The organism is Methylobacterium oryzisoli (assembly GCF_046557895.1).
Lineage (GTDB): Bacteria > Pseudomonadota > Alphaproteobacteria > Rhizobiales > Beijerinckiaceae > Methylobacterium > Methylobacterium oryzisoli.
In genome coordinates, this window is record NZ_JBKIBX010000074.1 from 1 (window position 1) to 17,380 (window position 17,380).

The following is a 17,380-nucleotide window of genomic DNA, read 5'->3' on the forward strand; positions in this document are numbered from 1 at the left end:
CAGCCGCTCCTTCTCGGCCTGCGGCCAGCGCCGGCGGCGCTCGACCGAGGTGATCACCTCCACTCGCGACGGGGTCATAGGGCTGCTCCTAGGATTACGCGTAGGACGTCACGTCATCCCGCTTCCCAGCAAGGTGGTGCTCGCCGGACGAATACGTCGCTACGAATGGCATAGTTATCCGGCCCGCCATTATGGATGGCGCTTGTCTTCCATATACCTACCGTCGTTCTTAAGTTGACCATGAATTTCAAAACACAAACCAAGATATACCATACCGCGCGACTAAAAAATCGCGCTGATACTGCGGGCCGAGTTCGCTCCTCAGCGAACTCGGCATCTTGCCGGGATGATATGATTGCGCTTGCGCGGCATCAATGGGCTTAAGCAGCGTCTGAAAGCTGAGGCTTGTCGGATGTTTTCTCTCGCGTGAAGAAACGCATCACAACCACGAAGAAGACCGGGACCATGAACACGGCCAGCACCGTCGCCGTGATCATGCCGCCGAGAACTCCCGTGCCGAGCGCCTGCTGGCTCTTGGCGCTTGCACCTGAGGCGATCACCAGCGGCACCACCCCGAGGATGAAGGCCAGTGAGGTCATCACGATCGGCCTGAAGCGCAGCTCGGCCGCCTCGATTGTCGCCTCGACCAGTGGCTTGCCTTGGACGCGCAGATCCTTGGCGAACTCGATGATCAGGATCGCGTTCTTGGCCGATAGGCCGATGATGGTGATCAGACCCACGGTGAAGTAGACGTCGTTGGGCAGGCCACGCAGGTAGGCGGCTGCCACCGAGCCGACGATGCCGAGCGGCACGACCAGCATCACCGCAAATGGGATCGACCAGCTCTCGTAGAGCGCGGCGAGGCACAGGAACACGAATAATATTGAGAGCGCCAACAGGAACGCGGCCTGGGAGCCCGCAAGCTTCTCCTGCAGCGATTGGCCCGTCCACTCGTAACCGAAGCCGCCCGGCAGTTCGCCTGTCAGCCGCTCCATCTCGGCGATCGCGTCGCCGCTGGTGTAGCCCGGGGCCGGGCTGCCGGTGATGCGCACCGCCGGGTAGCCGTTGAAGCCGATCACCTGCGTTGGGCCAACCAGCCAAGTGACACGGGCAAACGAGGAGAACGGCACCATGGCACCGCTGCTGTTGCGGGCGCTGTAGGTCACGAGATCCTCAGGTCTGACCCGCTTGTCCTCGCGGGCCTGGATGATCACGCGCTGCATTCGGCCGCGGTTGAGGAAGTCATTGACATAACTCGACCCGAGCTGCGCCGAGAGTGTGGTGTTGATGTCAGCAAACGTGACGCCTAGCGCCGCCGCCTTCTCGCGGTCGATATCTAGCCGGATCTGGGGAGCCGGTGGCAGGCCCTCAACGCTTACCTCACGCAGAATCGGAGACTTGGCTGCGGTTGCCAGGAGCTGATCCTTGGCAGCGATCAGCGCCTCGTAACCACGCTGGGAGCGATCCTGCAGGCGAAAGCTGAAGCCGCTGGTGGTGCCCAAGTTTGCGATCGGCGGCGGGGCGAGAGCTGAGACCTCAGCATCGCGCAACCTCGCGAAGGCCTCGTTGCTCCTGTCGATGATAGCACTTGAAGTCTGATCGCTATCGCGCTCCGACCAGTCTTTCAGCGTGATGAACGCCTGCGCCGTCATCGCACCTTGGCCGAAGAAGCTGAAGCCCGTGATGAAGGTGATCTTGTCGACACCGGGTGTGCCGGCAAGCTGCTCCTCGACCGAGCGCACGATATCGAGGGTTCGGCTGGCGCTGGAGTTCGAGGGAGCCAGCAGATCGGCCATGACGAAGCCTTGATCGTCGACCGGCACGAACCCGGAGGGCAGCCGCCACATGGCATAGCCGAGGCCGCCCAGCAGAGCGAGGTAGAGGAGCATGAAGCGACCCGAGCGTTCCACCATCCAGCGCGTCGTGCTGCCATAGCGGCGCGTCAGCCAGTCAAGGCCACGGTTGAACCAGCCGAAGAAGCCGCGCTTGGCGTGGCCGTGACCATTCGGGATCGGCTTCAACATCGTGGCGCAGAGCGCAGGCGTCAGCGAGAGCGCCAGGAAGGCCGAGAAGCCTATTGACACGACCATCGCAGCCGAGAACTGCTGGTACATGATGCCGACTGAGCCTGGGAAGAAGGCCATCGGCACGAACACTGCCATCAGCACCAGCGTGATGCCGATGACAGCCCCGGTGATCTGACCCATCGCCTTCTCCGTGGCGGCTCTCGGCGGCAGGCCCTCCTCGGCCATGATCCGCTCGACGTTCTCCACGACCACGATGGCATCGTCGACCAGGATGCCGATCGCCAGCACCATGCCGAACATGGTGAGCACGTTGATCGAGAAGCCCATCAGGAGAAGCACGACGCACGTGCCAAGCAGGGCGATGGGCACCACGATGGTTGGGATTAGCGTGTAGCGGAAGTTCTGCAGGAACAGGAACATCACGAAAAAGACGAGCACCACCGCCTCAGCCAGCGTCAGCAGCACCTTCTTGACGGAGGCGGTGATCACCGGCGTGACGTCGTAGGAGACCTCGTACTTGACGCCCGGCGGAAAGAAGCGGGCGAGCTGCTCCATCTTGGCCTTCACAGCCTTGCCGGTAGCGAGCGCGTTACCGGTCGGGGCGAGTTGCACGGCGATCGCCGCCGCGGGCTTGCCGTTGAGGCGCGTCGAGAAGGCGTAGGAGAGACCGCCCACCTCCAGGCGCGCAACGTCGCGCAGGCGCACGGTTGAGCCGTTCGGGTTGGCGCGCAGCACGATCGCGCCGAAATCCTCGGGCGACTCTAGCTGGCCTTTGACCAGCACCATGTTCTGCGTGCGCTGCGCGGTCGGACTCGGCTGCACGCCGAGAAGTCCCGAGGCGACCTGCGCGTTCTGAGCCTTGATCGCTGCCTCGACATCCTGAGCAGTCAGGTTGAAGCCGAGCATCTTGTCTGGGTCGAGCCAGACGCGCATGGCGCGCTCGGTCGAGAACAGGCGCGCCCGCCCGACACCCGGGAGTCGGCGCAATTCCGGCAGCACATTGCGGGTGGCGACATCGCCCAATCCCACCTCATCGAGGCTGCCGTCGCTGGAGGTGAGCGTCACGAATTGCAGGATGGCGCTGCTCGCCTCGACGATGAGGATGCCCTGCTCGCGCACGGCTTCCGGCAGACGAGGCTCAATGCGCTTGATGCGGTTCTGGACATCAACGGCAGCCAGCGCGATGTCGGTACCGGGCTGGAAGTTGACGATGATCTCGACCTCGCCCGTGGTGTCGCTCGTCGACTCGTAGTTGAGGACGTTGGCGGCTCCGTTCAGCTCCTCCTCGATCAGCCGGGTGACGCTGAAGTAGAGGTTCTGGGTCGAGGCCCCCGGGTAGACGGTCGAGATCGAGATCGACGGCGGTGCGATCACCGGGTACTGCGCCACCGGCAGAAAGGGCAGCGCGAGCAGGCCGCCCAGACAGATGAAGATCGCCACTACCCAGGCGAAGATCGGGCGCGCGATGAAGAAACCGGGCATGGCGGCAGGTCTCCGCAGAATGAATAAGTGCTTAGGGCAAGATCCGCTCAGGCAATATTATTTCGACTGGGCTTGGCTCGCCGTCGCCTGCATGGCAGGCACCCACGGCATGGGCTGCACCACGCTGCCGGGCGTGAACTTCTGGAAGCCCTCGACCACCACGCGGTAGCCGGGCTTCAGCCCATCCTCGACCACGATCTCGTTGCCGAGCGTGCGACCGACGCGCACTGGCTGCAGCACGGCGCGGCCGGCGTCGTTGACGACGTAGACCTCGCTGCCACCGGCATTGTTGCGCTGGATCGCCTGCTGCGGCAGCACGATGGCATCGGAGTCCACGCCTTCCTCGATCTGCACGCGGACATAGGTGCCCGGCAGCAGTTCCGCGCCCGGGTTCGGGAATTCGCCGCGCAAGGTGACCTTGCCGGTGCCAGGATCAACGGTAACGTCGGAGAAAAGCAGGCGGCCGGAATGAGGGTAGAGCGTGCCATCGTCGAAGACGAGGCGGACCTTGGCGGCACCGGGCGACGCTTGCTGCAGGCGGCCCTCTGCAAGGTCGCGTTTGAGCTGGTTCAGCTCGGTCACGGACTGGGTGAAGTCGGCGTAGATGGGATCGAGCTGCTGGATGGTGGCCAGATGTGTGGCCTCGTTCTGGCCGACGAGCGCGCCCTCGGTAATGAGCGCCCGTCCGATCCGACCCGCGATCGGAGCCCGCAAAGTCGCGAAATCGAGGTTGAGCTGGGCACGCTGGACGGCCGCCTTCTGAGCCGCGACGTCCGCCTCGGCCTGTTTCTCGGCGGCCAGCGCCAGATCGTACTGCGCCTGGGTTGTAGTCTGGCCGGTGAGGAGCTGGCGCAGGCGGTCTTCCTGACGATTGGCCTGGAACAACGTCGCCTCTGCCCTGGCGAGGGCAGCCTTGGCGCTGTCGAGTTCGACCGCGAAGGGCCGGGGATCAATCCGGTAGAGGACGTCACCCTCCTTGACGCGGCTGCCCTGTTCGAAGGTACGCTCGACGATGATGCCAGACACGCGCGGGCGGACCTCGGCGATGCGCATCGGCGTGATCCGACCTGGCAATTCTTTGACCAAGGTCACAGCCTTAGGCTCGGCGGCAATGACGCTGACCGCAGGCGGAGCCGCTGCCGTATGACCAGAGGGCGCAGGAGTCTTATCCTGGCAGGCGCTCAGCCCCATGGACAAAATCAATATCGCTGCACCTCTTCCGAGGCGAGGCGGATCCGATGTCCTTGTCCAGCTCACCATCCGGCGAAAACGGCACATTCCGGCCGCAGCGAAGATATTTCCGCTATTATGGCGGCGGCTAGTATATCTTGACATCGGATCATCCTCCACTTGGAGCATCGACAATGCGCTCGCTAAGAGCATCCGACATCGCAGTCTCATGTGAGACTACCAGAGGGGCCCGGACGTCTGTACAAACAGGTTCGTGATCCGCCATCACCTCTTCAAGAAGCGAAATGTTAGAAAGCCCCATGAAATTTTTCAATGAAGCTTATTGTCCTGAGGACCCTTGTTCGCGCCAAGCCCGCTGCCCATCTGCCGGGTAACCCTCGGTCCGGGCCCCTCTGGCGAGAGCTGCCGGTGCTCTCGCGATGTCGGACCATCCTCGACATCGCAGACCGGTCGCAGAGATTCCCCATGGACCAAGCGTTCCTCTTCGCACTCTGGCTCGGCAAGCCACTCTGGATGTGGCTTGCCTTTGTTGCCATCGTCCTGACCCTGCTCGTCCTCGATCTTGGCGTTCTGCACCGCAAGGCGCGCGAGATCGGCGTGCGCGAGAGCCTTGGCATGAGCGGCCTCTACATCGCACTCGGCCTCGCCTTCGGGGCCTGGGTCTGGTGCTACCTCGGGCAAGAGGCCGGCATGGCCTACCTGACGGGCTTTGCCGTCGAGAAGGCGCTGGCGATGGACAACGTCTTCGTCATCGCCATGATCTTCGCCTTCTTCTCGGTCCCACGCCTATATCAGCACCGGGTTCTGTTCTGGGGCATCCTCGGCGTAATCGTGCTTCGCGCCTTGATGATCGGGCTTGGAGCGACGATCGTCGCCCAGGCCAGCTGGATGCTCTACCTGTTTGCGATCTTCCTGATCGCCACTGGCGTCAAGATGCTTGTGTTCGCCGACCGCAGCTACGACGTCGGCTCGAACCCCGTGCTCGCGTTCATGCGTCGCCGCTTCAACGTCACCGACACCCTGCATGGCGAACGCTTCTTCGTCCGTCAGCCCTCGCCTGCGACTGGCAAGTCCGCTTGGTTCATGACACCCCTGTTCCTGGCACTCGTGATGATCGAGATCGCCGACGTGATCTTCGCGGTGGACTCGGTGCCGGCGATCTTTGCGATCACCACGGACCCGTTCGTGGTCTACACCTCGAACATCTTCGCCATCCTCGGACTGAGGGCACTGTATTTCGCGCTGGCCGCGATGGTGGACCGCTTCCACTACCTGAAATATGCGTTGGCTGGCGTGCTCCTATTCATTGGATCGAAGATCTTCGTGGCGGATCTGCTGGGCCTGGACAAGTTCCCGCCAGCCCTGTCGCTCGGCATCACCTTCGGTCTGCTCGCCGCGGGCGTGCTCTGGAGCTTGTGGAAGACACGAGCCAGCACATCTACCCGCTTAGGCCAGGACCGCACGGCGCTGCCTCATTAGACATCACCAAGTTCGGAGCTGGCTGCGGCTGCCTCCGGAGAGGCGCGGTCCTCCCGCCCCGGTCGCGCGCCTCGGACGGGTCGGCCTGGCAACAGGCCGGCCTGTCCAAAAGGGGCATTTGCACAAGGAGACAATCCATGAGCCTCACGCACATCGATCACCTGACCCATCCGGATGCCCTCTTGGTCGAGCAGGACACACGCAACGGCATCACTGCCCGCCGCAACATCCTGCTCGGGCTCTGGGCTGCCGCTCGGCTCGGGCGCAAAGGCGCGGACGCCGAGACCTACGCCTGGAGCGTGCACTTTGCCGACCTTGAGGAGCCGGGCCATGACGATGTCGTCGAGAAGGTCGTCAGCGATCTCAAGCAGCACGGAGCCGTCATCTGCGAGCGCGGCATCCGCCGTCAACTGCGCGAGATGCAGGCCCGCGCCGAACTCCAACTCGCCGCCGAGCCGCTCTGAATGTCGCCTCGCCCACACCCGGAGATCTCGACCATGCAAGTCCGCCGTCGGACGAGCCGACCCAGCAGCCCTATTCCTGCGGATTGGTGCCCTAACGGCAATACGCGCGACGACGTGTTGGCGAGTCGCAACGTGCTGGTCGCGCTCTGGGCGGGAGGGCTCATGGGCTTGTCGGGTCCGGCACTCACCTCCTACGCGGTCGAGGTGCACCTCGCCGACTTTGACACGACCGGCGACGGCGACGTCATCGACAAGATCACTGCCGACCTTCATCGCACCGGGCTGGCGGTCCGCTCCTTGGAGGTGCGCTTGCGACTGAGCGCCTTCCACCGCCAAGCGCTCGCCGAGACACAAGCCACCGACTGAGTGGCGCCGCGGTTTAAAGGAGACCACCATGGACAGCATCATCGCCGCCCTCGTCTCTTTTCTCCTCATCGACCCGCTCAAGGCCGAGACGGCCGACAAGCTCGCAGCGGCGCGGGCGCCTCAGACCGTTGTCGCGGAGATGAGCGCCTGCACCCGATCGGCGGCTCTTCGGATCGTGGAGCGCGCGAGCACCGATCCGTGGTGGGCCGTCTCGAACAGTGTCCACGTCTGGGTCGGCACGAAGGCGCCCAAGACGTTGCTTGTCGAGGTTCAGCCTAGCTGTGCGGGAGCCGTCGCGGCCGCGCGGCCCATTCTGACTCAGCGTGCGGCGTGACAACCTTCGAGAGCTCAGTGGCGGTAACGGCTATCCCCATACCGGCACGGGATCGCGGTGCGATCACCCGCCGTGTGATGCGCTGGGTGCCAGGGTCCAGATCGTCCTCCTTGCTGCCAGTGCTCTCGACAACTTGCATCACGAGGAATGTCATGCAGCGCCTGTGCGGTTGTAATCATCTTGCCCGCGTGCGCAACGTCCTCACCCGTCGCGCGATCCTCGGCGGAGCCCTGGGTGGGACCGTCGTGGCTGCCGCAGGAACTGGGGCCGCCGTAGCGGCCCCGAGCGCGTCCGGACCGGCGACAGCTCAGGGCGGCCGCACTACCCTCACGCCGGACGAAGCCCTCGAACTACTGAAGCAAGGCAATCGCGACTTCCTGATCGACAGGCCCTTGCGGGCTGCAGTGGGTCGTGAGCGCCGGCTCGAGGTGGCGCGGAGTCAGGCGCCGTTCGCTGCCTATGTCACATGCTCGGACAGCCGGGTCTCGCCCGAACTCCTGTTCGGGCGCGGCCTGGGCGAGCTGTTCATCGTCCGCAACGCCGGCAACACGGTCGACGCGGTGGCGCTCGGCAGCATTGAGTACGCGGTAGCGGAGTTGGGCGTGCCGCTCGTGATGGTAATGGGACATGAGCGCTGCGGTGCCGTAGCGGCAGCGACGGCGGTCGTGCGCGAGAACGCGCGCTTCCCAGGCTCGATCGGGCGCATGCTCGAGCCGATCATCCCGGCTGTGTTGAGGGCTCAATCGCAGCCGGGAGACCTTCTAGAGAACGCCATACGTGAGAACGTGCGGCGGATCGTCGAGCAGTTGAGAACGGCAGCGGATCCTTTGATTCTGGAACCGCAACGCACCGGGCGTCTGAAAGTGGTGGGGGCCTACTATCATCTTGACACCGGCAGCGTCGACTTCTTCGACGAGCCGCGCGAGTGATCCTCCCTCGAGTTAGTGGCTCTCCCGCATTTTGATATTGGTAGTGAATTCGGGGCGGCTCCTGCGATGGTCAGCCCCCATCGGAGTGGTCCGGCCTGAAGTATGGCTTTGAGCCGATGGAGGACGGACGCGATGGGAACGAAGAAGCACCGGCCGGAAGAGGTCGTGGCCAAGCTGCGGCAGGTGGACGTGCTGGTCTCGCAGGGGCAGAGCGTGGCTGATGCGATCCGCGCCATCGGCGTGACCGAGGTCACCTACTACCGCTGGCGCAAGGAGTTCGGTGGGCTGAAGTCCGACCAGGTGCGCCGGATGAAGGAGCTGGAGACCGAGAACCAGCGCCTGCGCAAGGCGATCGCGGATCTCACGCTCGACAAGCTGATCCTGCAGGAGGCGGCACGGGGAAACTTCTGAGCCCCGCGCGCCGACGCGCCTGCATCGAGCATGTCCGGACCGTGCTGACGGTCTCCGAGCGGCGCGCCTGTCGCGCGCTCGGGCAGCATCGCTCGACACAGCGCAAGGTGCCGCGGGGCCGTGATGACGAGGCAGCGCTGCTCACCGATCTGATCGCGCTGGCGCGCCGGTATGGCCGCTACGGCTACCGCAAGATCGCCGCCCTGCTGCGGACGGCGGGCTGGTGGGTCAACGACAAGCGGGTGGAACGGCTCTGGCGACAGGAGGGGCTGAAGGTGCCGGCCCGCCAGCCCAAGAAGGGCCGGCTGTGGGACGGGGATGGCTCCTGTGTCCGGCTGCGGCCCGAGCACCGCGATCACGTCTGGTCGTATGACTTCGTCGAGGCGCGCACGCATGAGGGGCGCAAGGTCCGCATGCTGAACGTCATCGACGAGTTCACCCGCGAATGCCTGGCCATCCGCGTGGACCGCAAGCTCAAGGCGGCGGACGTGATCGACGTGCTCTCGGACTTGTTCATCCTGCGCGGCGTGCCCGTGCACGTTCGTTCCGATAATGGACCTGAGTTCATCTCCAAATCTGTGCAGAAGTGGATCACCGCCGTAGGCGCAAAAACGGCCTACATCACGCCAGGATCACCATGGGAGAACGGCTACATCGAGAGCTTCAACGCGAGGCTGCGGGATGAGTTGCTGAACGGGGAGATCTTCTACTCACTGCGGGAGGCGCAGATCCTGATCGAGTGCTGGAGGAGACACTACAACGGGGTTCGGCCGCACGCTTCCTTGGGCTACCGCCCGCCGGCCCCGGAGGTGGTCGTGCCCGCCCTGACCGCTTGGCCGGCTGCGCTCGCCCGACCGGCTCCACCGGCCAAGCTACCCGTGGTGGACAGGCCGACGGTCCACTAACATTCCACTCGGGCCACCCCGTGGGGGCTGATCACATCTGTGCCTCGACCTTCGCGATGCGGCGGTGGAGAACGGCAATCAGGCTTGTGATATCGGCACGAGCGTGTCGATCAGCGGTTTGATGGAGCCGCGTAGCTTCCTGCTTGCGCATCTCGACGAGTTGGCGGCGGCGCGTCGCCTAGGCCTTGAGGGCGCGACGCGCCGCCGCCACGGGCTGCGTGGGGGCGGGCCGCAAACGTGCGCCGAGTTCGGCCAGCATACGTGCGTCGACCCGGTCGGTCTTGCCGATCACCCCCATGGCACGGGCGAAGTCGCGCGCCTGCCGCGGGTTCACGCGGCTGAAGCGCACCCCACACGCTTCGAGCGCCTCGCGCAGCACCCGATCGTAGCCACCACTGGCCTCGAAGATGATCCAGGCTCCTTGTTTCGCGCACGATGCAGCGAACTCTCGAGCTGTAGTCAGTGTGTTGCCGATCCGACGTGCCCCGCGAAGCGGGTGATGAACATCGAGCCAATCCTTGGCGACATCGACACCGATGAAGAGTTCTTTCATCACGATCCCTACTCCTGTCCTTCGGGATCGGACGGGTCCGTCCCAATCAACTGTTCAGGCTGATGATCGATGACGCGAACGGCTCCCAATCCGGGAACTGGGCTCTGGCGCCCGGGAGGCTCGCGGGATGCCGTCCGCGAGCGCAGCGTAGGTCAATCGCGACAGACAGGAGGCTCCAACTCTTGAGAGGATGGAGTCATGAGGAAGCACACACCCCCCTTCTCGCCTGAGGTCCGCGAGCGAGCGGTTCGGATGGTCCGGGAGCACCAGGGCGAGCACGGCTCGCAATGGGCGGCGATCCAGTCGATCGCCGCCAAGATTGGCTGCTCGGGCGAGACCCTCAGGAACTGGGTGCGCCAGTCCGAGCGGGATCAGGGCCTGCGCGCTGGGCCGACCACGGACGAGCGCGAGCGGATCACGGCTCTGGAGCGCGAGGTCCGTGAACTGCGCCAAGCCAACGAGATCCTGCGCAAGGCCAGCGCGTATTTCGCCATGGCGGAGCTCGACCGCCGGTCGCGGACACGATCGCGTTCATCGACGACCATCGGGACGCCTACGGGGTCGAGCCGATCGGCAGGGTGCTGCCGATCGCCCCGTCCACCTACCACGCCCATGTCGCCCGGCGCGCCGACCCCGGCCGGCTGCCGGCACGGGCCAAGACCGATGCGGCGTTGATGGGCGAGATCCGGCGCGTGCACGAGGCGAACTTCGGCGTCTACGGGGTGCGCAAGGTCTGGCGGCAACTCGCCCGAGAGGGGATCGTGGCCGCCCGCTGCACGGTGGCGCGGCTGATGCGGACCATGGGCTTGGCGGGGGTGGTGCGAGGACAGACGGTCCGCACCACCATCCCCGATCCGGCGGTGGCTTGCCCCCTTGACCGCGTCAATCGCCAGTTCCAGGCACCGCGCCCGAACGCCTTGTGGGTGGCGGACTTCACCTACGTGGCGACCTGGGCCGGGTTCGTCTACGTCGCCTTCGTCATCGATGCCTTCGCCCGCCGGATTGTCGGCTGGCGGGTGTCGCGCACCGCGCACGCCAGCTTCGTGCTGGACGCCCTGGAGCAGGCGTTGCACGAGCGCCGCCCTGTTCGAGGGGGCGGGCTCGTGCATCACTCGGATCGTGGGTCGCAAGACCTCGCTCTGCGGTACACGGACCGGCTGGCGGAGGCCGGCGTGCAGCCTTCAGTCGGCAGTGTCGGGGACTCGTACGACAATGCTCTGGCCGAGACGATCAACGGCCTGTTCAAGGCCGAGGTGATCCACCGGCGCGGTCCCTGGCGCAGCGTCGAGGCAGTGGAGTTCGCCGCCCTCGAATGGGTCGACTGGTTCATGTCTGGATGCCCCCTGTCGCGCAAGAGGGTGTTGAGCGGTAACGACGCAGGATCGGGTGCGGTCATGTCTCAGGCCTCTCGTTGCGGCCATGTCCATGCCGCGGGCCAGTATGGAGATGCGCGGATCAGGTGCAGATCAACACAAGCGAGCTCAAGGCCCATCAACCAGTCTTGCTTTTCCTGATCCCGATCTGACCGATCGTTCCGTCCTTACCTCACTTCAACCTTCCCACGCGCCGATGCCAAGCTACAACATTGATCGAACGATCAAGCCGTCGGCACCGGAACCTTAAAGTCTTCGTTCTTCGTCAGCATGGCCCAAGCCGCGCGGGCCATCTTGTTGGCCAGCGCGATCGCAACGACCAGGCGCGGTTTGCGCGCCAGCATCCTGGCCAGCCACGAGCCCGCCGGTGCGCCTTTGCGGGTCGACCACCGAACGACCGTCATGGCGCCGATGATCAGAAGCCGCCGGATATCGCGTTGGCCCATTTTGGAGACGCGCCCCAGGACCGGCTTTCCGCCCGATGAGAACTGCCGCGGCACGAGGCCGAGCCAAGCGGCAAAGTCACGCCCACGCTTGAATGTCTCCATGGGCGGCGCGAACGTCTCAATCGCCATCGCGGTGACCGGACCGATGCCTGGCATCGTCATCAGGCGTGCCGTCACGCCGGTCCGCCTGGCTTCCTTGAGGATGCGCTTCTCCAGATCCGAGATCCGGGCGTCGAGATCGTGGATCTGGTCATGGTAGAGGCGGCTCAGATCGACGACGAGCGGATCGAGCGACGTGGCGACTTCGTCGACCGCTGCAGCGAGCTGCTGCACGTTGGTCACTCCTTGTGGCGCCACGACACCGTGCTCGGCCAAATGGCCGCGCAACGCATTGATCAGCTGGGTTCGCTGGCGCACCAGAAGGTCACGCGTCCGGAAGATCATGGGACGAGCCTGCTGGCTCTCGCTCTTGACCGCCACGAACCGCATCGTCGGGCGCAGGGCCGCCTCGGCAATGGCCTCGGCGTCGGCCGCGTCGTTCTTCTGGCGTTTGAGGAACGGCTTGACGTAGACGGGTGGGATCAGGCGGACCTCGTGGCCCAGTCCGCGGATCGCGCGTCCCCACTCGTGCGCCGAGGCGCAGGCCTCCATGGCGACGACGCAGGCCGGCAGCTTGGCGAAAAACGTGAGAACCTGCGGGCGCGACAGCTTCTTGCGCAGGACGACGCTGCCATCGCCGCGCGCGCCGTGCACTTGGAAGACGCGCTTGGCCAAGTCGAGGCCGACGATTGCGATCGGATCCATAGTGCGCACTCCGGCAGATGGTGAGCCCCCGAAACGCAGATTACCGGCCACCGCCGGGTGGGGGCATCCAGTCCATCAATCATCGCCGGCTGCTCGACCCGATCGGCAACGTGCCTCCCGCCGAGGCGGAAGCGCGCTACTATGCCCAGGCGCAGGAGCCAGCCCTGGCCGCCTGACCCAAACCAAACGGCCTCCGGGAAACCCGGAGCGGTTCAACCGAGACGTGGGCGATGGTACCTCAAATCTGACCACCAACGTCGAGACAATGACCGCCGCTGTCTCGGAAGACACCACAACCTCGACCATTCATGCGGCGCTCAACGCACAAGACCTGCGCCCGAAGACACACATCGCCGACACGGGCTTCGTGAACGCGGCGCTGTTCGTTGACGCTCGAGACCACCAATGAGTCGATCTGATCGGCGCGACGCGTTGTGATCGGCAATGGCAGGCGCAGGCCGGCGCCGGGTTCGTCGCGCGAGACTTCGCCATCGACATCCCTCAGCAGCGGGAGACGTTTCCGGCCGGCAAGGGAAGTCGAAGCTGGACGCCGGCGCCCGCCCGCGGCACGACGCCGGTGATCAAGGTTGAGTTCGCGGCCGCCGGCTGCAGAGCATGCTCTCTCCGGCCGCAGTGCACGCGCTCGACCTCGGCGCGCCGGGCGATCACGATTCGCCCCGAGGTGCAACACGAGGCGTTGCGCGTCGATCGGGCATGCGAACAGACCGCGGATGTCGCAACTGAATACACGCGGCGGGCCTGCGTCGAAGGCACGATCGTGCAAGGCGTGCGGTCATCTCGGCTGCGACGAATGCCGTACTTCGGGCACGCAAAGACGCATTTTGCCCACTTCATGACGGCAGCCGCGATGAAATTGGCGCGCTTGCTGCGGTGGCTGGCGGACGAGCCGAAGGCGCGAATGCGGCACTCAGCCTTTGCGCAGCTGCATCAATTCGCGGCCTGACCGAGTTGTCCCGAGTTCGCCACCAATATAAAAGTGCCAAAGAATCACCGAAGCCTCGGAGTATCAGTGCTGTCTATTCGCAGACCAAGGAGATCATCCGGCATTGTCGAGCTTGGAGTTCGTCTCGTACGAGCCAGCGCCGAGCCGGGAAGGCCAACGTCCGTCGCGGGATTGAGCCTCTGGTCCACGGTTCACCTCCGCCTCAAGGGCGTGCACGATGTGCTTTGCCAGAAGGTCGGCGGCTGGCGGCAGGGCGCCCGCGGCCCGGTACAGCACCACCTCGGTCGCCGGCAGCGCCGGCAGGCCAGAAACGCCGGACATTCGGAGCAGCCCCGGCTGGATCATCTCCTTGGGCAGCACCGTCACGCCCAAACCCGCGTGCACCGCCGCCTGCAAGCCGGCGAGGCTCTGGCTGGTGTAGACGATGCGCCAGGATCGGCGCGCCGCTTCCAACGCCTCAAGGGCTCGCTTGCGATACACGTCCGGCGCCGGTGCCATGACCAACGGAACCGGTCCGGAACTGAGGACGAGGGTGGGCGAGGCCACCCACTCCAGCATCTCGCGCCAGATACCCACCCCGCCGCCAGGACCCTGCGGCTCGCGCTTGAGCAGCACGAGATCGTAGAGACCGCGCGAGAAGCCGTCGAGTAGGTGCACCGTGAAGTCGCAGTGCACTTCAAGCGCCACGCGTGGGTGTGCCCGGGCGAAGCGCGCCAGCACGTCCGGCAGGTGAGCCGTGGCGAAATCCTCGGGCGTGCCCAGACGCACGACACCCTCGACGTCGGGCTCCATGAGGCGTCCGCACGCCTCCTCAGATAAAGTCAGGATCTGACGCGCATAGCCGAGAAGGATCTCGCCATGAGGCGTGAGCTGGAGTTCGCGACTGTCGCGGTCGAACACGCGCCGGCCCAGGCCATCCTCAAGCCGCTTGATCTGCAGCGAGACCGTGGACTGGGTTCGCCCAATTCGCTCGGCGGCGCGTGTGAAGCTGCCGTTCTCGACGATCTTCAGGAAAGCGCGCAGAAGATCGAAGTCGAATGGGGGCAAAGTGCTGGGCACGGGCACGCTCCATCAGGCCGGCCTACGATGTCGGAGATTGGTCCGACATCGCGAGCGTGCCGGATGCGCTCGCCAGAGGGGCCCGGACCAGAGGGTAACCCTGAGGTGGTGATGCTCCCGGTGAGGATCAACCCAGGCGAAATCAATGGCTGCCATTGACGATACCAATAGCTGCTGGCTTTATCTTCTTATCGATGATGATGCAGCGGGTGGTAATTTGCAGATTGGTTCGACTTCGCCCCTCGCCCGAGATCGCCCGGGGGCAATCAGAGCTTGGGGCGAATCACCCGCAAGGGCGATCACTATCTGCGACGCTTACTCATCGTTGGAACCGCGGGCACTTCGTTGGCTCCACACCGCCTCCCAAACTCAATATGACCGTGCCGCGCCGGATCTGCATTTGAATTTATCAAAACGAAAGCGGCCGATGATTATAGCACGTAGGAGTAGTTAAAGCGGATCTTGGTCATAATTCCTCTTTTTGTGTGGGTGAAGAGAGAACGGCGAGAGCCTGAGCACTATGCCGTAACATATTGGCGATGTCACCGTTATATAATTCCGCAGAGATCGCAATCTCCGAGAGCTTCTTCGCTGCGCTCCTGGTGGCCTCCCGTAGCCGCGTCAGCTCCTCAACAGCTGCGTTGCGCTCCTGGTTTGCTTCCGCAACTTGCTCCGCGATCAGGCGGGCAACATCCGCCGGCAGAGTGTGGATGCGGATCTTAGACGTACTCATCGCTGTTACTTCGGATTGATCCTTAGCGGAAAGCGCGGGCAGCGCGGAGCCAGTAAGCGAACAAGGGGTATTGTTTGATTACCACCACATTCATACGCACCCATCATTAATCATTTATAGTTTTGATGCCATTACTAGTCTCTTCGCCGAATGCCTGAATAGAGCAAAAGGCATAATTTGACGCTCAGTAGGCTTGAAAAGTCAGGATCCTTGTTGGTCAGAGCATAGATAATCGCTACAAAAACTGCATAATCCCGTCAGAGCGGCCTTATCGAGGATCAATATTAGATCGTTGTCAACTATAATGTGCTTGCGACTGATAAGTTCGTTCATCGCGCGTCGGAATGTTTTTCCAGTCATTCTCAAATTTGAGCGGAGGCATGCTTCCACAAATGGCAATTTAGTTTCCTGCTGTGATATGCCATTAGACATGCATATTCTAACTGTGAGCTCATTCAATAAATGCGCGAGCGCTGTAGAAGGGTCCTTGAAAGTCTTCCGCCGCATTGCCTCGAAGACGATTCGCGACTGAATCAGTGTCTCACGCCATAGCGCCGCCGTGACACGATAGCGGCTCGTCATTACATCGAAAAGATCATCGTGTGGCACGAGGCCGAGCGTAGCTTGCGTCATACTGCTGACGCTTTCCACAGCAACGGGCAGCAGCAGGTTAGAGGCGTTGCAGATATCACCCGGCAGGTAGAACGACGACGCAGACGTGTTGGGCCCGGTTTCACGATGGCTGCACAGCCAGCCGTCCAGGACGACGCAGCAGGAGGACGGCAGGTCGCCGGCACGAACGATCTCAACTCCCGGTCCAACCTGCCGAACGCGAACAGGAACGGCCGCCAGCGCGCCTCGATCCTCCTTGGACAGGACCGTGCGCAGCATGAGCTTGCGGATCAGTGGGGCGATCGGGCTGCTCTGGACGTCGTACATGGTCAGCGCACCGGGTCGAGCGGCTCACAGCGGGATGTTGTCGTGCTTCTTCCAGGGCTGCTCCATCTCCTTGGTGCGCAGCATGGCGAGTGCCCGCGCCACCCGCCGCCGGGTCGAGTGCGGCATGATCACCTCGTCGATGTAGCCCCGCTCCGCCGCCACGAAGGGCGACATGAAGCGCTCCTCGTACTCCGCCGTGCGCGCCGCGATCTTGTCGGGGTCGCCCAGATCCTGGCGGAAGATGATCTCGACAGCCCCCTTGGCGCCCATCACGGCGATCTGCGCGGTGGGCCAGGCGTAGTTGACGTCGCCGCCGACATGCTTGGAGGCCATGACGGCGTAGGCCCCGCCGAACGCCTTGCGGGTGATGATGGTGACGAGCGGCACCGTCGCCTGGCTGTAGGCGAAGAGGAGCTTCGCCCCGTGCTTGATCAGCCCGCCGTATTCCTGGGCGGTGCCCGGCAGGAAGCCCGGAACGTCCACGAAGGTGACGATCGGGATGCCGAAGGCGTCGCAGAAGCGCACGAAGCGCGCGGCCTTGCGCGACGCGTCCGAGTCGAGGACCCCGGCCAGCACCATCGGTTGGTTGGCTACGAAGCCGACCGTGCGGCCCTCGATGCGGCCGAAGCCCGTGATGATGTTGCGGGCGTAAGCCCCCTGGATCTCGAAGAAGTCGCCCTCGTCNCTTGCGCGACGCGTCCGAGTCGAGGACCCCGGCCAGCACCATCGGTTGGTTGGCTACGAAGCCGACCGTGCGGCCCTCGATGCGGCCGAAGCCCGTGATGATGTTGCGGGCGTAAGCCCCCTGGATCTCGAAGAAGTCGCCCTCGTCCACCACGCGCCGGATCAGCTCGCCCATGTCGTAGGGCTTGTTCGGGTTGTCCGGGATCAGCGTGTCGAGGCTCTTGTCGAGCCGCAGCG

14 protein-coding genes, 4 pseudogenes and 1 other annotated feature are annotated in these 17,380 nt (G+C 64.1%); of the genes and pseudogenes, 9 read left to right on the top strand and 9 right to left on the bottom strand.

From position 1 onward, the window contains the following. Positions 1-380: 380 nt before the first annotated feature. Both ACKUB9_RS32835 and ACKUB9_RS32840 read right to left on the bottom strand, forming a co-directional pair. A complete protein-coding gene (locus ACKUB9_RS32835) occupies positions 381-3,509 on the bottom strand; it encodes a multidrug efflux RND transporter permease subunit (RefSeq protein WP_407530695.1) in 3,129 nt (1,042 codons plus the stop codon). A gap of 57 nt (positions 3,510-3,566) precedes the next feature. Beyond that, positions 3,567-4,787, bottom strand: a complete 1,221-nt coding sequence (locus tag ACKUB9_RS32840) for an efflux RND transporter periplasmic adaptor subunit (RefSeq protein WP_490390957.1) — start codon at positions 4,785-4,787, stop codon at positions 3,567-3,569. A 378-nt stretch (positions 4,788-5,165) separates the two neighbouring features. Here ACKUB9_RS32840 and ACKUB9_RS32845 point away from each other — a divergent pair, with 378 nt between their 5' ends. The 6 genes from ACKUB9_RS32845 (at position 5,166) to ACKUB9_RS32870 (ending at position 9,588) form a co-directional block, all read left to right on the top strand. Beyond that, positions 5,166-6,179: a TerC family protein gene (locus ACKUB9_RS32845; RefSeq protein ID WP_407530697.1), complete on the top strand. Its 1,014-nt coding sequence runs from the start codon at positions 5,166-5,168 to the stop codon at positions 6,177-6,179. A 137-nt stretch (positions 6,180-6,316) separates the two neighbouring features. Then, positions 6,317-6,643 (top strand): DUF1476 domain-containing protein, encoded by a 327-nt coding sequence (locus ACKUB9_RS32850; RefSeq protein WP_407530698.1) that lies wholly within the window; start codon positions 6,317-6,319, stop codon positions 6,641-6,643. 117 nt (positions 6,644-6,760) lie between these two features. Then, on the top strand, positions 6,761-7,009 hold the full coding sequence (locus ACKUB9_RS32855) for an ATPase inhibitor subunit zeta (protein ID WP_410826026.1): 249 nt from the start codon (positions 6,761-6,763) through the stop codon (positions 7,007-7,009). A 28-nt stretch (positions 7,010-7,037) separates the two neighbouring features. Further along, positions 7,038-7,343 (top strand): hypothetical protein, encoded by a 306-nt coding sequence (locus ACKUB9_RS32860; RefSeq protein WP_407530701.1) that lies wholly within the window; start codon positions 7,038-7,040, stop codon positions 7,341-7,343. Positions 7,344-7,495: 152 nt separating this feature from the next. After that, positions 7,496-8,272, top strand: coding sequence for a carbonic anhydrase (locus ACKUB9_RS32865; protein ID WP_407530702.1), 777 nt, complete (start codon positions 7,496-7,498; stop codon positions 8,270-8,272). A 132-nt stretch (positions 8,273-8,404) separates the two neighbouring features. Further along, positions 8,405-9,588 (top strand): IS3 family transposase gene (locus tag ACKUB9_RS32870; RefSeq protein ID WP_407530704.1). Its coding sequence is split into 2 segments (ribosomal slippage): positions 8,405-8,669 and positions 8,669-9,588, totalling 1,185 coding nucleotides; the frame shifts between segments, so codons are not numbered across the junction. 178 nt (positions 9,589-9,766) lie between these two features. On the opposite strand, the gene ACKUB9_RS32875 is transcribed toward ACKUB9_RS32870, so the two are convergent. Further along, positions 9,767-10,141 carry an IS110 family transposase gene (locus ACKUB9_RS32875; RefSeq protein WP_407530716.1) on the bottom strand — a complete coding sequence of 125 codons (375 nt, stop codon included), beginning with the start codon at positions 10,139-10,141 and terminating at the stop codon, positions 9,767-9,769. 198 nt (positions 10,142-10,339) lie between these two features. On the opposite strand from ACKUB9_RS32875, the gene ACKUB9_RS32880 reads away from it, so the two are divergent. Beyond that, a protein-coding gene (locus ACKUB9_RS32880) for an IS3 family transposase (RefSeq protein ID WP_407530705.1) occupies positions 10,340-11,655 on the top strand; the annotation gives its coding sequence in 2 pieces (ribosomal slippage) (positions 10,340-10,634 and positions 10,634-11,655; 1,317 coding nt in all). After that, positions 10,621-10,737 (top strand) — a sequence feature (AL1L pseudoknot). (Overlaps the previous gene by 117 nt.) A gap of 83 nt (positions 11,656-11,738) precedes the next feature. Here ACKUB9_RS32880 and ACKUB9_RS32885 read toward each other — a convergent pair. Next, entirely contained in the window at positions 11,739-12,764 is a 1,026-nt protein-coding gene (locus ACKUB9_RS32885; RefSeq protein WP_407530707.1) for an IS110 family RNA-guided transposase, read from the bottom strand. 229 nt (positions 12,765-12,993) lie between these two features. On the opposite strand from ACKUB9_RS32885, the pseudogene ACKUB9_RS32890 reads away from it, so the two are divergent. Continuing rightward, a pseudogene (locus tag ACKUB9_RS32890) lies at positions 12,994-13,728 on the top strand (transposase); the annotation flags it as partial. Between the two features lie 93 nt (positions 13,729-13,821). Here ACKUB9_RS32890 and ACKUB9_RS32895 read toward each other — a convergent pair. Beyond that, entirely contained in the window at positions 13,822-14,787 is a 966-nt protein-coding gene (locus ACKUB9_RS32895; protein WP_407530709.1) for a LysR substrate-binding domain-containing protein, read from the bottom strand. A gap of 228 nt (positions 14,788-15,015) precedes the next feature. Here ACKUB9_RS32895 and ACKUB9_RS32900 point away from each other — a divergent pair. After that, a pseudogene (locus ACKUB9_RS32900) lies at positions 15,016-15,117 on the top strand (transposase); the annotation flags it as partial. A 136-nt stretch (positions 15,118-15,253) separates the two neighbouring features. Here ACKUB9_RS32900 and ACKUB9_RS32905 read toward each other — a convergent pair. From ACKUB9_RS32905 to ACKUB9_RS32920, 4 genes and pseudogenes are all read right to left on the bottom strand, one after another. Continuing rightward, a complete protein-coding gene (locus ACKUB9_RS32905) occupies positions 15,254-15,520 on the bottom strand; it encodes a hypothetical protein (protein WP_407530711.1) in 267 nt (88 codons plus the stop codon). 201 nt (positions 15,521-15,721) lie between these two features. After that, positions 15,722-16,459 (bottom strand): Crp/Fnr family transcriptional regulator, encoded by a 738-nt coding sequence (locus ACKUB9_RS32910; protein ID WP_407530712.1) that lies wholly within the window; start codon positions 16,457-16,459, stop codon positions 15,722-15,724. Positions 16,460-16,483: 24 nt separating this feature from the next. Beyond that, positions 16,484-17,152: pseudogene (locus tag ACKUB9_RS32915) on the bottom strand (carboxyl transferase domain-containing protein); the annotation flags it as partial. A 49-nt stretch (positions 17,153-17,201) separates the two neighbouring features. Beyond that, positions 17,202-17,380: pseudogene (locus tag ACKUB9_RS32920) on the bottom strand (carboxyl transferase domain-containing protein); the annotation flags it as partial.

Bases quoted from the DNA above. Each gene is read 5' to 3' on its own strand.
- ACKUB9_RS32835 (WP_407530695.1), bottom strand. From the start codon at position 3,509: ATGCCCGGTTTCTTCATCGCGCGCCCGATCTTCGCCTGGGTAGTGGCG.
- ACKUB9_RS32840 (WP_490390957.1), bottom strand. From the start codon at position 4,787: ATGTGCCGTTTTCGCCGGATGGTGAGCTGGACAAGGACATCGGATCCG.
- ACKUB9_RS32845 (WP_407530697.1), top strand. From the start codon at position 5,166: ATGGACCAAGCGTTCCTCTTCGCACTCTGGCTCGGCAAGCCACTCTGG.
- ACKUB9_RS32850 (WP_407530698.1), top strand. From the start codon at position 6,317: ATGAGCCTCACGCACATCGATCACCTGACCCATCCGGATGCCCTCTTG.
- ACKUB9_RS32860 (WP_407530701.1), top strand. From the start codon at position 7,038: ATGGACAGCATCATCGCCGCCCTCGTCTCTTTTCTCCTCATCGACCCG.
- ACKUB9_RS32865 (WP_407530702.1), top strand. From the start codon at position 7,496: ATGCAGCGCCTGTGCGGTTGTAATCATCTTGCCCGCGTGCGCAACGTC.
- ACKUB9_RS32875 (WP_407530716.1), bottom strand. From the start codon at position 10,141: ATGAAAGAACTCTTCATCGGTGTCGATGTCGCCAAGGATTGGCTCGAT.
- ACKUB9_RS32885 (WP_407530707.1), bottom strand. From the start codon at position 12,764: ATGGATCCGATCGCAATCGTCGGCCTCGACTTGGCCAAGCGCGTCTTC.
- ACKUB9_RS32905 (WP_407530711.1), bottom strand. From the start codon at position 15,520: ATGAGTACGTCTAAGATCCGCATCCACACTCTGCCGGCGGATGTTGCC.
- ACKUB9_RS32910 (WP_407530712.1), bottom strand. From the start codon at position 16,459: ATGTACGACGTCCAGAGCAGCCCGATCGCCCCACTGATCCGCAAGCTC.